The organism is Polyangiaceae bacterium (assembly GCA_016715885.1).
GTDB lineage: Bacteria > Myxococcota_A > Polyangia > Polyangiales > Polyangiaceae > Polyangium.
The window spans coordinates 253,702-268,792 of record JADJXL010000018.1; the positions used below are offsets into that span (position 1 = coordinate 253,702).

Sequence of the window (15,091 nt, forward strand, 5' to 3'; positions counted from 1 at the left end):
CAATGGGAAAACTTCGTTTGGCATTGCATCGATAGGGACCTCGGCGTGATACGCTCGAGCTACGGAGACGCCCATGACCTATCGAAACGAACGAGATGCCCTTCGCGGGCGCATTCAGGGCCTCGAACAAGACTTGCAGGACGCTCGGCGCTCGCAGCAAGACGACGAAGCGAAGCGCGCTCGGATTGCGCAAATCGAAGCGCGCATGCGCGAGGCCGAGGGCAACTTGCGCATGATGCGCACCGAGCTCGAATCGCTCGGTGGAGCATCTCGTCCCAAAAACTCGTCGCGGGTCGCTTTGGTTGTGGCCGCTGCCGTCGTTTTATTGGGCGCGGGGATGGCATCCGTTCTGATCGTCAGTAAGCCCGTTATGCGACCGGTCAATACGCCACCGAATCGCGTCGTCGAAGCACCGGCGGTTCCCATTGCCGAGGTGCCCGTGCCCAAGGCCGAGCCACAACCCGTGCCAGCGCAGCCCGAAGTACCGGCGCGTCGCGTCGACGTGCAATGGAATGGCAAAGTGACGCGTGCGAATGGCCTTGGGGCTGGGTCGGGAGCTCCGTGCGTCGTATCGGCCACGCTGGAGAGCAAGGGTGAAAAGCCGCGCATTCCGAGCTTGTCGGTGCAGTGCGGTGGTAAGCCCGTGTATCGGTCCTCGGACAAACTCGAAGGCATGTCGATGTCGAGCTCGGGGTTTGCCGAAGAACCAGGCAAAGAAGCGGGCACGTTTGCGTATGCCATCAAGTACAGCGATACTGGCGCGAGAAGTGGGCCGCGGACGCAATTGTCGCTCGACACGACGCAGGGGCAAGGCGTGGTGTGGAGCGATGTCGTGCCGATATTCCGCGTGGAATTCAGCGTGCCGGCGCTGAGCGCGCCCGTGCGCGGCGAACGATTGATGAAGGAAAAGAGCGAGAGCGACCAAAAGTGATTTTCAATGGGTCGGTGTCTGGAGACAGAGCAATAAAAGAGCACGAAAATGAAAAAATCAATGGTGACCCGCTGAAAGCTGCTGCGCCGTCGCCGTGGGAAACCAGGACGTTTGCTCGGTGGCTTGCGCGGTGAGATTTCGACCTTAAGCTGAACCAAATGCGCGATCCGATCCTCGATGTCCGTCCGCTTGGTTTTACCTGGGAAACGACCGATCCATTCCTGTTTTGCGCGCATCACGACGATGCGTATCCTGCAGGCAACGAACGAATGGGGCCAGCGGCGCCCTTGGCTGGCCGTAACATTGGGCAGGATTTTGCCGGTAAAGACGGCTGGAACATGTACCACGGTGATGTGGTGCCGGGGTTTCCGCAGCATCCGCATCGCGGTTTCGAAACCGTGACGATCGTTCGCCGTGGGTATTGCGATCATTCCGATTCGCTTGGTGCAACCGCTCGATTCGGTAAAGGTGACGTGCAATGGCTGACCGCGGGTGGAGGCATTCAGCATTCCGAAATGTTCCCGCTGATCGAGCGAGACAACCCCAACCCGCTCGAGCTGTTTCAAATTTGGTTGAACTTACCCGCCGAAGACAAAATGGTACCAGCGTATTTCACGATGTTGTGGAGTGGCGACATTCCGCGCTGCACGCTGACCGACGAAGCGGGCCGAACGACCGAGGTGAGTATCATCGCGGGCGAGCTTGATGGGAAACGAGCGCCATCACCGCCGCCGCATTCGTGGGCTTCTCGAGACGATGCGGACGTAGCCATTTGGAATATACGCATGGCAGCCGGCGCATCGTGGACGTTGCCGCGGGCAAAAGGTGAAAAAACAACGCGCACGCTGTATTTTTTCAGCGGTTCGTCGCTGCATATCGGCGAGCAAGAAATGCGCTCGCATGTCGGTGTGCGCGTGCGTAGCGACGTCGATTTGCGGCTCGTTGCCGGCGAGGACGAATGCGAGATTTTGATGCTACAGGGAAAACCCATTGGTGAGCCGGTGGTGCAGCATGGTCCATTCGTGATGAACAGTCGCGAGGAGATTCAGCGGACGTTTTCGGATTATCAGCGCACGCGTTTCGGAGGCTGGCCCTGGTCGAGCAGCGGTCCCGTGCATGGTCGTGACGAGGGTCGATTTGCGAAACACGCGGATGGGCGCGCGGAGCGCCACGAAAAGTGATTTCATGACGCTTGGATGGCTGATATCATGCCGGTATGTCGAACCGACTTCCCAACACGAACCAAGGTTTGCCACCGGAAGACGTGAAAGCACGGCCGTCGGCGGCGCTTGAAAACGTCGAGGAATTCCCGCCGTCGGAACGCGACGAAATCGCACGCTTGGCGTTTCGTGCGCTGCGTAGAGGCGCCGATGTTCCTGGCCGCGTGCAAAAAGGTCCGACATGCGGCCTGTATGCGCTAGGAATGGTCATGGACTATTGGGAAATGCGCGATCCGTCGTCGACGACGGTGCTGGTGCAGGAGTCCGACAGTTTTCGGCACGACAGCCACTCGCTCGCCCCCGACACGCATACGCTGCTGCTCGAAATTGCTCGCACCCGAGGATACACGACCGAAGGCGAAATGTTTTTTGCTACGCAACTCGCTGCGCTCGCAACGGAATTCGGTTATCAAGCGGTGGTGCACGAGGATTTTACGCTGGACACATTGATAGGGGCGCTCGACCGGCAGCGGCCTTGTTTGGCGGCATTCGACGTGGATGACGAGGGCAATCCCGGAGAATTCGAGGGACTCAACGCGCATTGGGCTGTCATCGAGTCTCATTTCGAGAAGGATGGGGAGCGGTTTCTCGTAGCGTCACACGCGTGGTCGGGGGGCGAATATGTTTGGCGAGCTGAAGACTTCCTGAAATCGACATCGCAGCTCGAGCGGGGCAATACCGACATCATGCCGACGGTACCTGCGGACATTTCGGAAACACTACAAAGACGTCTCGTCGAAGTGTACCGCGAAGGGTTCGTAGCGGTAAAACCAAAATGCCGAAAACGCAAGGCTATTTGATTGGGATGCCGTGGGTCGAGACTTCGAATTTTCGGAGAAAACGCTCAGAGCGATAGTCGGCCGAGCAATGCGACCTGATATCGGCCCTCCTGCGGCGACAGGCCCGGAAAAATGTCGACCGACGTCGAGAAGCCGAGGAATGGGAATTGAACACCCGCCAAAAACCTCATTCCGACCGTCGGCGTGGGTAAAACTTGCACGGGCAGGCCGGCACCGACGCTCAGCGACGGAAGAACGAAGAAAAGATGCGGGAGCGCAGCTTCGGCGTTGGCTGCGAGCACGAGGCGTTGATTAAAATCAGTATCCACGGTCAATGACTCCACGAGCCACCATGGAGCTGCCATTTCATAACCGAATCGCATCCTGAATTCCCCCTTGTCCATCGAACCGAGAGCGCCTCCGAGGCCCACGAACGGCCCACCGTGCTCGACTCGATCCCCGGGCAGGCTGAACCGCAGCTCGAGCACGTTGCCCATTGCGTCGGGCGAAACCTTTCCGTCGGTCGTTGCTGTCGACGTCATGAAATCGCCGTCTTTACGCTCGACCCAGGTCGCTGCCGAGCGCTCTGGGGTTCCATAAAACGAACCATACATGGTCCACGACGAAGGATAACGCACCGTTACCACCATTCGATGAACCGCTGCCCATGTGCGAATGGGTGAAACGAGGTATTCGAATTCGTGGATACGTCGCTCGGGATCGCCCCGATGGAGGAAATAATGCCGCCCCTCCGCAGGGTTATATGAATAACCATGACCATAAATGGTTTGTCCGGGAACCATTGACCCGGTCGCGACGACCTCGACGCGCGCCCCCGGCTGCACCGTTAGGGAAAACCCTTGCCGATCGGCGGCCAAACTCGTTCGTTCCCAAAATGTACTTTGCTGCGACGAACCCGATGCGGCCGCGACGTCCTCGTCGAGAGCCTTGACCTCATCGGCCGTTAGATTGACGTTCGCATGACGCCCGTCGACTTTTACCTCCACAGCATCGGCATGAAGTCCATAAAAGGCAGCGTGTCCACCGGAGGGCTCGGCGGAAGGATTGAACACGCGGTATCGGGCTTCGAATGAGCAAGATGGTACTCGCGACACTTCCTGGCACTGGAACGACAGCCGTTCCTCCTCGACGACGAGAGGGGTTTTTGTGTCCATGCGCGGACTCGTGAGACGTCCGGGATCCCGCACGGGAGCTGCCATGTTGGCAAGTGCCGTGCGCGCGGATGAACCCACCAGGGCGAGCGAAATGACGGCTGCGGAAATCGAACGGTGAACGAGCATGGCGATGTCGCCAAATATCGACGATGCACCATGATTTGCAAGAGGACTTCAACGGCCCACCCAACAAATACGGTCAACTCACAATCTGGTGTTCCACCTACACATGAATCCACTTTGACGGAGCTTATAACCGTCGTATCACTCGAGCGCCGGCTTCGCTACCAAATCCCCAATCTCGTCTCGGGTAAAACCCAGCATGACGGGTTCCGGGACGAGCTGCACGCCGAAACGATCGCAGACGCCATCACGAATACGGCGCGCGAAGCTCAGGATATCCATTGCATTGGCGCCGCCTCGATTGACGATGGCCAGCGTGTGTTTCGTCGACAGTCCCACCGGACCATCGCCGTATCCTTTGGAAAAACCTGCTCGTTCGATGAGCCACGCAGCAGCCAATTTCAAGCGGCCCGGGCCCGCACTGAATTGCGGAATGGTTTCTCCGGGTGAAAGAACGCCCGCCGATTCGATACGTGAGCGAACGATTGCCCATGACGCATCGTCGATGACTGGATTGATGAAAAACGAACCGGCGCTCCGTACGTTTTCGTCGCGAGGATCGAGGAGCATTGATTTGCGACGACGCAGTTCGAGCACCGCGGCGCGGACGTCGGTCAATGTGGGCGCGTCGTCTTTGCCGAGCTCTTTCATGTATCGCTGAAGCTCGGCATAACGAATGGCGGGGGCTCCTCTAGGCTTTAGCGAAAATGATACGCCAACGACGATGTATCGACCATTCGCTGCACCCTTGAAAATGCTGTCGCGATAACCGAATTCGCAGTCTTTCGCGGCAATACGTGCGGGCGTCCCATTTTGCCTATCGATGGCGTGAACCGATTCGATGACTTCGCAAACTTCTTGCCCATATGCACCGATGTTTTGAATGGGAGCGGCGCCGACGTCACCCGGTATGCCCGAAAGACATTCGACACCCGCCCAATTTTCAGTAACGGCTTTTTGGACGAATGCATCCCACGATTCGCCGGCTCCGACGTATACATGGACGCGCGAACCGGATATTTGGTGGCGAATGCCGCGAATGCCCATGCGCAAGACCAATCCATCGACTCCGCGGTCGGAGACGAGCACGTTGGAGCCGCCGCCGAGCACCGTGAGGCCTTTGGCGCGCGCTTTGGCCCAAGCAATGGCCTCTTGGACCGATTGTTCGTCGCTTGCTTCGAGCCAATACGCAGCGGAGCCTCCTACGGAAAACGTGGTTTTCCCCGCGAGTGGTTCGTTTTGGCGCAGCCCTTGGGGTTCTGGCGCATGATGCATCGATTTCATTTCGATCACGGCGTCATCTTTACGCGGGTGCCCGCAAGGAAACCATCGTCGACGGTACGAATGCGATGAACGAATCCATCATAATCAGCGGCGGAAATCGTTCCCGTTGGCAAATCGAGGACGAATTCTTCTTCGATGACATTGCTTTCGTACGTGCCCGAGCGGGAAGCGTTCAAACTGGCATTGGATAGTTTCAGGGGCGCGGCGGGACGCATCACGACCGTGCCCTTGGGGAGCTCGATGCGGCGGCGCACTCGATATTGAATGGGCCGTTCGATCGATAAAGCACTTTCACGTCCTGCCTGGGAAGCATAAAGCGCGGCGAGCGTACTGGCATACCCGCGAGCGAGATGCACGGGCTCGAATCCGGGCAAGAGAATGGTTTTACCGTCTTTCGTTTCGGGTTGCGTGAATGCATGGCCGGCAATTTTTGCTTGCACCGTGATTTCCCACGAACCTTCCGTCGAGGTGAGCGAAACGTCTTCGACATCGGCCCAAGGGACCCAGGTCAATACGACGTCGCGTAGCATTTCGCGCCTGTCGGAACCAACACGCGTGTCGAGCGCATCGGCGAGCGATTGCGCTTCGCGGCCGCGGAGCTCGATCGTGAGCGTGCCGCGTGCAACGCCGGAGGCATCGAGCGCGAGGCGCAAATCCATTCGATCGCCGGTTTCCGAAGCGTCGCTTTTGACGTCGAGCATTCGGCCATCAGATAACAATGCTTTTCGACCGCGCAATTCGGGGCTGATTCGACCGGGCGGCAAAGGAGGACCGTCGACATCGGCGTCGATCCACAATTCGCCGTCGGGCAAGTGTGCGACGACGAGAGGATAACGGAATCGGCCCACGTGCGGGGGAAAGTTGGGCGATCCGCTGAATGGTTCGGTTTCCGCAACGGCAATGCGGGCATCGATTCCAAGCTCGCGAAGTGCGCGCCAAACGACGAGCGTTCGGCTGCCTTGTCCAAGCTCGAGCACCGTGCGTGCGGTGGTGCGTTGAGGACCGGACGAATACGCAGCGGCAACGTCGGACAATTCGGCTCCACCGGGCACTTTGACGCGTTTTCCAACGGCCGAAACGATTTTGTCAACGAGCGCTCGGGAGGGTGTTTTGGCAAGTTCGCCCGCGGCTTCGTGGGCAAACCGCGTCACGTAGGGATCCTTGTCCTCGAGCGAACGGATGTGATCATCGACGAGCCTCGAAATGGCGCCCCACGTTTGCGTTCCGAAACTCACGGTAACGGCTTGTTCGAAACGCGAAACGCCGTCTTCCATTCGGCGAGGCTCGTGGTTTTCGAGGCGCCAGACGCTCACTTTGTCTGTTCCATCGACACGTTCCTTGCTTTTGCCCAAGAGCGGATGCGCCCATAAACTCAAATCGAGCGACGCGGGACGGCGCAATTCGATTTCCGCTTCACGCACGCCCGTGCGTAGCGGCATGAGGTCCGGGCCGTCGGCGACGATATGTCCGCCGACGTCCGGTATGGCAAATCCTTCGAGGATTTGTTCGACGTAATCACCTTTTTCGAGTTGCGAGAGGTCGCTGTGACTTTGGGCAGCGGCCATGCGATCCGGCTCGACGATGCGGCCGTCTTGCTTGTGGATGCGCCTGCGCAATACGCGCTGCGTGACATTGGCTTCGAATGAAGGGCCATACGAAACGGCGCCTTCGGCAACGTCGGTCGTCCCGGAGACGCGGCGAAGGTCGTACGTAATGAATCGAATCAAGCCATTGGGCTCGATAGAATATTTTTCGAGGTGACGAAGGACGGCCGTCGCCGCGCCGGGCATGACATTGGCGGCCCGATCTTCGTCGACGAGGCGCTTGCCTTCGATTTCGAGGGCCGCAGCGGGATCCGGTTCGAGCGCGAGAATTCGGCGCAAAATGGGAATGGCATAAGGTGCATCGCGCGCGATGAGTTGATCACGGGCGAGTCGAGGACGAACGATATCGGGTCGGTTTTTTCCGGCGGCAAACCCCAAAGCTTCGAGCATGCGGCGTTCGGCGGGCGGCGTTTTGTCGTACGCTGCAATGGTGGCATCGAGATCGCCAGCGAGAATGTGGAGTCCAATTTCATACTCGCGGTACGCTTCGGGCGAATTGCGCAAATGGCGCACTCGGCCGAGCTCTTGGAGGGCCGCGCGAGCGTCTCCGCGCATTTGGTGCGCGTGCATGCATGCAAGCTCGGCGCGACTGCTACCGCCTTCACAAGCAGCTTTGACAGCGTCCATTCCGACACGATTGTGCAGATACGTGTCGACGCGCGAAAGAAGCGGGGATCCTGGGACGATCGTTTCGAGCTTGCGGTAGGCTTCTTCGGCGACATCGGTGATTTTGCCTCGTCTTGCAGCGGCAGCGACGTAGGCGAGGAGCATGGGATTCGTTAGTGGCTTGTCAGCGGCGGGTTTGTCCGCGCTGGCTGGTGGCGTGACGCCGAGCTCAATCAATGCGTCGGCCAAGCCTTCGGCTGCGCGCCTTCGTTCCGTGAGCGCTGCGCGCGTAATGAGAGCTTCCCACGCAGAAGGAGAATCCTTCAAGGTGCGCTCGGCATAAGCTCGCAATCGTTCGATTTGTTTCGTATCCGGAAGGTCGTCGGCTTGGGCCGTGGCGCGCGAGGCAAGAAGGGACAAGCGCGGCGACATGCTTTCGGTCAGGGCGCTTGTTTCGAGCAAGTGTTCGGCGTGGCGTGCTTCTCCGACGCCAAGCAATGCAGCAACGGCGAGCGACAACGAGGGTTCACCATTTCTTGCGGGAGCGATTTCGACTGCGGTGGCATTGGATACGGCGGTTACGGTTGCGACATCGCCCGCATTGGGCGCTCGAAGGGCAATGGGCAAACCGTCGTCACCCCATACGTCGAGCTCGATGCTGTTGCCATCGTTCATGTAACCGACGCGGACGACGACGCGCGCGCGGCCTCGAGGGACGATAGCATTGGCGAAACGAGTGACATAGCTGTCGCCGGATTCGAAGCCGCGTTCGATGATGCGGGTGCCGGCGATATCGACGACGGCGGCGGAGGAAGATGAAAGCGCGAAATGAATGCGTTGCGGGCGGGGATTGTCGATATCGACGACGATGGCGCGAAGGCCGGGCAATGAAATGGTGGCGCTCGGGTCGAGGAGGCAAGTATTGGCATGGATGATTTGCGGTTCGACGGTGGCCCAGAAAGGTTTGGGGCCGGGGTAGGTGGCGGCAAACGGTCCCGATGCTGCAATGGGGGATGGTTCGGACAAACCTCGGAGCGCGGCCCAATCAAGGGGTGCGACGATGGAAGCAACGCGAGCGCACCCTCGGCGTTCGCCCCACACCATGGCGGCTTGATCTTGGCCGACGTGGAGCGCGAGCTCGTGAAGCGCCATTGCAATGATGCCGCGTACGAAGGGCAGGTGGCCGGTGTCTTCGTCACTGTCGAGTTTTTCGCCGGCGGCCATGAATGCGGCGCGCAAGCGATCCACGACGATGGGAAACGCATCGCTGGATCGATATGCAATGCCCTGGTGACCAGGGATTCCCATGGGATCGACGTCGCGCCAAACGAGGGCATCGATGGCGGCAATGGCCGTGGCGAGCGATTCGGGATCGCGGGGATTGGCCACGGCGCGATCGATGGCGTCGACGTATTTGGAGGCAGCGAGTGGATCGATGGATTCGGCGTCGAAAGCTTCGACGAACGATTCGGCAAGCTTGGCGCTTTGGGGCGTTCGAGGTGCTTCGGGCGGAGGCGTGCACGCAATGGCGGCGAGCGTCATGGGCACGAGGCCGAAGCGGGAGAGTATTTTATTGAATGGCATTCGTAGCGCCATGCTGCCTCATGGGTGTGCGTTTCGCGCGGGATGGGATTGGGTCACGCGGCGGGAGATTCTTCGTAAATGCGGACGCCGTACTTGTCGAGGCACCAGAGGAGGCCAATGATCAAGCTGCGTTTGTCGTCGACGAAGGAGGGTTTTTTGCCTTCGAATGCGTGTCCAACGAATTGAAAGCCCCAGCCGACGGTGAACATGGATGCGGCTAGGGGCAAACCAATGATGGTAGCTCCGACGGGGAAGCTGAGTGCAATGAGCGGAATGCCAACTTTATGGCACGCTTGGTTTCTGGGGTCACGATGATCGTCTTGGTATTTGTGCAAAAGCCGAGTCCATGAAGGATTGAGCGGGATCATGTGCAGTTCTCGTCGTGGGTTAGCGGCCAGAGGTTTTTTCGGGAGCTTTTTCGGGTGACGCTTTTTCGGTTTTTCCGGGTACGAGGCGCACGGCGCGGTGCATGATGGCATCGACGCGCTGGAGCCAGGTGCGCCATTTTTGGTATTTGTCAACGGGAATGGTAGAAAGGTCGAAAATGACGGTGCGTTTGACGACGACCGCCCCTGCTTCACCAGGGGCAAATTCAATCATTGCTTTGCCAAATTCGCCACCATTTGCAACTCCGCCCGGGGGCAATTCAGCAAAAGCGTATCCAGCGGGCGGGACGATGGTGAGCGTGCGAATGTCGCGGCGAGGTGCAAGGAACGCCGGTAAAACGACGGGCAAAGTGCGCTGGGGCAGAGGCGCGAGCTGTGAGGCAAATGTAATGGCATCCGCTAAAGGCACGACGAGCTCGTTGCCTTCACGGCGAAGGGCTGCGGTGCTCTTGGCTTGGTAACGGAGGCGTGCGGCGCCACTCGGCATGTTGCCATCGAATCCGATATCGTTTTCGACTTCGACGCCAGATACCCATTTGCCCGTGAGGTATTGCTCGACCCATTGACGGCGAGCGTCGGGTTCGACGAGGTTGGTGCGCAATTCGAATGCAGCGTCACCATTGTGCTTTTCGACAGCCGTGAGTTTGCCTTCACCGGAGGGCTCGAGAACGAGTTTCCAATCGGCTTCGATGCCGTGGTCGTCCGGGGAGCTGCGTGGCGTTTCGATCATTTTGGGTGGGCCGTCGTCGATGAAAAACGCGAGCGTGCGGGCATCCATGGAGGGGAGTGGACCAATGCGGCTTTGCGGGCTGGTTGCGTCGAGCCACATGGCGGGTGCGCCGTCTTTTGCGGGTAGATATGCGATGCCGTGATCGAAAAGAGGAATGGCGACTTTTTCGCTGCGCAAAAGTGCGGATTGACCGGCGTATCTGGTCTGAATCAAGACTTCGGTGGCCTGAATGCCGATGGCTTCGAGCAAGGTGATGAGGAGCATGGCTTTGTCGTCGCAATCGCCTTGTTTGCGCGCAAGCGATACTTGCGGGCGATTGGGGAGCCACGATTCGCCAGAGACATAATTGACGTAGCGGATTGAGTCTGCAACGTAATCGAAGACGGCGCGGATTTTTTCGTCGCGGGTTTGTTTGCCCTTGGTGAGCTCGGCAGCAAGCTCTTTGACGCGATCATCGGGCTTCGAAAAGCCCTCGATGGCGCTCTTGTACCAGGCGCGGAAATCGGCCCAGCCGGCGAAGGTGGATCCGACGACGAGGGGGACGGTTTCCATGATGTAAGGCGCAAGGGGTTCGTCGGGGATGTTGATGGGTTTGTCCCAGATGAAGGAGTGGACGATGCGGTCGCCTTCGGTCTTGGTGTCTGCGCGATCGGGTTTGCCGTTGAGGACGTCGACGGCGAGCGGGGCGGCCCTGGGCGAGTCGACGATGACCTCGTTGAACAGGACGGGATGGGTGTCGGTCGAACCGGCGGTGTCGATGAAGTAGTAGGGTGCGTCGCCGCGGCGGCCGACGGGGCCCGCGGTCCAGGAACGTACGGCGACTTCGACGACGTCTCCGGACTGGAGTTTGGGCCAGCGGATGTAGACGCCGCGGCCGCCGCCGGCCTGTTCCTCGGGTAGGCCGATGGAGCCGTCTTTGCGGTGGACCCGGGCGAGTAGCAGTTCGGTGCGATCGCCCTCGGCGGGAACGTCGGGCTCGGTGAGCTCTGCCTCGGTCCTGGGCTCAACGACGATTTCCCGAGCAAAATGCATGAGTTGCGACACGCGTCTGTCCGAGTGATAGGTGACGTAGCGCGTCCAATGGAGCTGGCGGTCGAAGACGTCGGCTTTGTTGGCGGGTGCAGCTTTGGCCCGGGACAAGAATACGCTTGGCTGGACGATGGCGCGTTCGTCGGGCATGGCGGATTGACTTGCGCCGCGCTGGGTGCGCAGGGCGATTTCAGCCTTGCGTGCAGCATCGGTGGGCTCGAGGGCCTGGGCTCGAAGGAGGGCTTCCTTGATGAGCTCGGGGGATTCCGACGGGGGTTTGCCCTGACGGAGCTCGTCGGCCCGAACGGCTTTGCGCGCGGTTGCGAGACCGTGGAAAGCGGCGGCTCTGTTGGGAGAGAGCTGAGTCGTCAAGAAAAACACTTCACGCGCCCAGGCATGCCGACCTGCGTCGAGAAGCTGGTTGCCGATGGCGATGAGGTCATCGGCGGAGCGTTGATGCGCGATGACATCCGCGGCTGCTCGCTCGAGCTCCGCGCCGCCCAGGACTCGATGCGCTGCGACGAACTGGCTGGAGCGGGCATCGGGTCGGAGGCCTGCGAGCCGCCTGGCCGCGGACAGCAGGGACTGCCCATCGCCGTAGGAAGCGTCGAGAAGCTCGGCCCACACCGCCACGGGCGCTCGACCACGCTGTTCCACGGTCATCGCTTGGAGCTGCTCGCGGTCCGACCTGCGGGAGCCCTGGGCACCCATGCGCGCGCGGCCGGCGAGCTTGAGGAGCCGGGCCTCGAGGTCGGTGGCCGAAGCGAGCGGGGCTTCACGGACCCGGGCGAGCGCCCAGTCGGGAAGTCGAGCCGTTAGCGATGACTCGAACAACCGGCGTTGGGCAAACGCTACGGTGGCGTGGTCCTGGGCTGCCTTGCCGCGCTCGATGGCGAGGTTGAGGCGTTCTGTACGTTCGGCGCCAAAGGGAGAGATCCAACCTGCCAATGCGAGTACATCCGGGGAGGTTGCTTTGTCGCGTACGGCGGCTTCGAGTAGCCCTGGGGCACGAGGAGAACGCATGTCCTCGGCTCCTCCAAGCGTGCGAAGGATGGCTGCGCGCAATGCGGTATCGGGCTTTGGCGATGCTCCCACATCGAGCCCTTGTTCGAGAGACGTTGCGACCCGGGTCACCCCTTTGGGAAGTTTGAATACGGTCTTGCCTGTGGATTTGGTTTTCGGGGGAGGCGGCGGCGATATGCTTAGCCCCGATAAACTGGAGGATGACGTGACCGCGGTTGGCTTGCGATCGGGGGTTGTGAATCGCACGCGCACGCGCCCTTCGTCCTGTAATGCTCCCGAGCACACCTTGAGGGCCACGAGGTGTGGCCCTGGGCCAACGTCGATGCGCGCGGCCAAGCGATCGACCATGAGCCGTGGATGAATGTCCTCGCTCTGGGCGATGTCGGCACCGTCCCACATGACGCGGACTTTGCCCGTGGAGGCCACGTGCATGACGATGGGCGTTGGGCCCTTGGTGGCTGCAGAGAGAACGACCTTGGTTGCCAGGTACGTACACATCTCCGTACGGGGGTGTATGTACAGATCTAGGGGCAGCCCTCGAGGGGACGCTGACGCTGGGAGCGTTCTTCGCCAGCCAACGTCATACACGCCCCAGGAATACTTCGCGGTCGTATCGATGAACGACTGCCCTGGTCCTTCTGGGCCTTCTTTTGCATGAATGCCGTCGCCCTTGTCCGGAAATGGCCCCAGGATCGCGAAAGAGCGTACCAGGCCTGTGGGATCCGTGGCTACATCGTAAGCGATCGCATTTGAACCAGCCCAGGTTGGGCCAGAGCTGGCGGGCGAAAGTACAGCCGCGAGCCATCGCGCATCGTCAGCAATAGGAGAGGTTGTAGCGCTAATTGCCCGGAAGGCAGTACGCACTTTGCCCAGGGCTGCCCGCTCGTCGAGGGATGCGGCAATCAACAATGCGGCCAGTGCATCCAGCTCGCCGGCCTTTGCACGCGTTAGCGCCAGGTCAACCATGGGGTCGGGTTGTGCTGCGGTCCATCGCGTCGGCACTGCAACAGCCGTCGGGGTGGCCGCGGTTGCGGGTTGTTTGGCCGCGGGCTTCGTTGGTTTGCCCGTGACCGAAAGGCGTGGCGTCGGAATGCGTTGGGGTGCCTTGGCGCTGGGGCTTTGTGCAGTAGCCGAACCGGACACGAGCACGAGCGCAAGTGTCCACTCGATCCGCCGCCGAAATCGGAGGGATCGGTAGGACGGAGCGTTGTGTGGCACAAGCGAAGCTCGCGGTCGTTGCATCGGGGTGCTCGATGCATAGCGCGGCTTCGTCGGCGATGCGAGTGTATCCGACCGAGGGCCGCTACGTGCCACACGTCACTTGGGGCACGTCGGTGCTTACATATTGCGGTTTGCCAAATCGCACAAACCTGCACCAGTAGCCGCTGTCATGGCAAGTGGCCCTCGAGCATGCCTACGACGACGTGTACCGACATGCATGCGGCCGACGTGCCGTGCCGAAGACGCAGCATATGCCGCTCTTCCGCAAAAGAAAATGCCACCGTAACCTCGAGCAATGACGCTTCGCTATGCTTGCCATTGCCGAGGCGCATCATCGAGCGGGCATTCTATACGCGCCTATTCACGAGTTTCGACATTTGCTGCGTGAAACTCTCGCATCCACCACGTACCCTCCGGGAATTGCACATAACGATCGCCTTTACGCCATTGTTCGAGCGCTCTTCGATAGGCTGTGCGAAACGACCGCAACGCAGATGCGGCGGCGTCGTGGGCTTCCTGATTGCCGTGACCAACGGCGAACGTGGGGTTGTGTTTCCGTTCCGGTTCGGCGCTCGTTGCCCGTTTGTAAGGTGAGACGAGCGATTCATCGTGTTTTTTTGCGCTACGCTTTCGACGTGCTTTTTTCTGAGCCTTCATTTCCTCGTTGACCACCATCGTGGTAATGACACTTCGAAATTCTTCCACGCCCACTTCTGCAAGCATTGGTGGGAGTTTAACTTGAATGCTGGACTCCGCTGGCCAATTCGCATTTTTGGGGTCGAAGCAAACGGTCGGGCGAGTCACTCGAAGCTTTGCTGAAGCAATATCTTCGATGCGGTTTTTTGCTCCAGGCCACTCGTGTGCGTATTCGACGATTCCGGCAATGACTGGATTCGCGAGGGTGTACGCGACCTTTTCGACAACGGCCTGCGGCGTCAACAGTTGGACGACGCTCGCTCGCGCATTGTCCCAAACAGCTCCTTTCCAGCGCCGAAGGAATTTGGTTCCCATCGCGACGGTTTGATGAAAGCAGCGAAGGAAGTGCGGGAGCACGCCGCGCGGGTCGGTGACCACCATATGAATGTGCGTCGACATTGCGCAAAATGCATTGATTTCGATGCCGTACCGTGCGGCAGCGACAGCGAGTGAATAAAGGATGAAGTGCGTCATTGCGGCATCCGGTCGCAAAAGAAAACGGCGATGGAGAACGCGACGGGTCAGCAGGTAGGTAGCGCCTTGGTGGATTGTGCGAGGCTGCGTCATGGCGACACGAGCAACAGCGAATTTCATGCCAAAAAGTAAACATAGCAATTTCATGCATTTATGGATCTCGCGGGGTGGCGGCCGCCTGGCGGACGGCTGGCGGCCGCCAGCAACCGACATTACAACGGGGCCG

The 15,091-nt window shown here is 59.9% G+C and carries 10 protein-coding genes; 3 read left to right on the top strand and 7 right to left on the bottom strand.

Going from position 1 to position 15,091, the window contains the following annotated elements; genetic code table 11:
- Positions 1 to 73: 73 nt before the first annotated feature.
- The 3 genes from IPM54_22165 (at position 74) to IPM54_22175 (ending at position 2,951) form a co-directional block, all read left to right on the top strand.
- Positions 74 to 931 carry a hypothetical protein gene (locus tag IPM54_22165; protein ID MBK9262496.1) on the top strand — a complete coding sequence of 286 codons (858 nt, stop codon included), beginning with the start codon at positions 74 to 76 and terminating at the stop codon, positions 929 to 931.
- Between the two features lie 158 nt (positions 932 to 1,089).
- The gene (locus tag IPM54_22170; protein ID MBK9262497.1) at positions 1,090 to 2,112 is read left to right on the top strand and encodes a pirin family protein; all 1,023 of its coding nucleotides are present in this window, start codon (positions 1,090 to 1,092) and stop codon (positions 2,110 to 2,112) included.
- A gap of 35 nt (positions 2,113 to 2,147) precedes the next feature.
- A complete protein-coding gene (locus IPM54_22175; protein MBK9262498.1) occupies positions 2,148 to 2,951 on the top strand; it encodes a hypothetical protein in 804 nt (267 codons plus the stop codon).
- A 44-nt stretch (positions 2,952 to 2,995) separates the two neighbouring features.
- Here IPM54_22175 and IPM54_22180 read toward each other — a convergent pair whose 3' ends face one another.
- From IPM54_22180 to IPM54_22210, 7 genes are all read right to left on the bottom strand, one after another.
- A complete protein-coding gene (locus IPM54_22180) occupies positions 2,996 to 4,231 on the bottom strand; it encodes a hypothetical protein (protein ID MBK9262499.1) in 1,236 nt (411 codons plus the stop codon).
- 138 nt (positions 4,232 to 4,369) lie between these two features.
- The gene (locus IPM54_22185) at positions 4,370 to 5,503 is read right to left on the bottom strand and encodes a UDP-N-acetylmuramate dehydrogenase (protein ID MBK9262500.1); all 1,134 of its coding nucleotides are present in this window, start codon (positions 5,501 to 5,503) and stop codon (positions 4,370 to 4,372) included.
- Between the two features lie 14 nt (positions 5,504 to 5,517).
- Positions 5,518 to 9,318, bottom strand: a complete 3,801-nt coding sequence (locus IPM54_22190; protein ID MBK9262501.1) for a hypothetical protein — start codon at positions 9,316 to 9,318, stop codon at positions 5,518 to 5,520.
- 41 nt (positions 9,319 to 9,359) lie between these two features.
- On the bottom strand, positions 9,360 to 9,674 hold the full coding sequence (locus tag IPM54_22195) for a DUF962 domain-containing protein (GenBank protein MBK9262502.1): 315 nt from the start codon (positions 9,672 to 9,674) through the stop codon (positions 9,360 to 9,362).
- Positions 9,675 to 9,693: 19 nt separating this feature from the next.
- Entirely contained in the window at positions 9,694 to 12,906 is a 3,213-nt protein-coding gene (locus IPM54_22200; GenBank protein MBK9262503.1) for a transglutaminase domain-containing protein, read from the bottom strand.
- A 956-nt stretch (positions 12,907 to 13,862) separates the two neighbouring features.
- The gene (locus IPM54_22205; GenBank protein ID MBK9262504.1) at positions 13,863 to 14,030 is read right to left on the bottom strand and encodes a hypothetical protein; all 168 of its coding nucleotides are present in this window, start codon (positions 14,028 to 14,030) and stop codon (positions 13,863 to 13,865) included.
- 22 nt (positions 14,031 to 14,052) lie between these two features.
- Positions 14,053 to 14,958 (bottom strand): transposase, encoded by a 906-nt coding sequence (locus tag IPM54_22210; GenBank protein MBK9262505.1) that lies wholly within the window; start codon positions 14,956 to 14,958, stop codon positions 14,053 to 14,055.
- Positions 14,959 to 15,091 lie beyond the last annotated feature (133 nt).

Excerpts from the sequence above, each read along its gene's own strand:
- IPM54_22180 (MBK9262499.1), bottom strand. The coding sequence starts at position 4,231 with ATGCTCGTTCACCGTTCGATTTCCGCAGCCGTCATTTCGCTCGCCCTG.
- IPM54_22170 (MBK9262497.1), top strand. The coding sequence starts at position 1,090 with ATGCGCGATCCGATCCTCGATGTCCGTCCGCTTGGTTTTACCTGGGAA.
- IPM54_22200 (MBK9262503.1), bottom strand. The coding sequence starts at position 12,906 with ATGCACGTGGCCTCCACGGGCAAAGTCCGCGTCATGTGGGACGGTGCC.
- IPM54_22205 (MBK9262504.1), bottom strand. The coding sequence starts at position 14,030 with ATGATGCGCCTCGGCAATGGCAAGCATAGCGAAGCGTCATTGCTCGAG.
- IPM54_22210 (MBK9262505.1), bottom strand. The coding sequence starts at position 14,958 with ATGACGCAGCCTCGCACAATCCACCAAGGCGCTACCTACCTGCTGACC.
- IPM54_22185 (MBK9262500.1), bottom strand. The coding sequence starts at position 5,503 with ATGCATCATGCGCCAGAACCCCAAGGGCTGCGCCAAAACGAACCACTC.
- IPM54_22175 (MBK9262498.1), top strand. The coding sequence starts at position 2,148 with ATGTCGAACCGACTTCCCAACACGAACCAAGGTTTGCCACCGGAAGAC.
- IPM54_22195 (MBK9262502.1), bottom strand. The coding sequence starts at position 9,674 with ATGATCCCGCTCAATCCTTCATGGACTCGGCTTTTGCACAAATACCAA.
- IPM54_22190 (MBK9262501.1), bottom strand. The coding sequence starts at position 9,318 with ATGGCGCTACGAATGCCATTCAATAAAATACTCTCCCGCTTCGGCCTC.
- IPM54_22165 (MBK9262496.1), top strand. The coding sequence starts at position 74 with ATGACCTATCGAAACGAACGAGATGCCCTTCGCGGGCGCATTCAGGGC.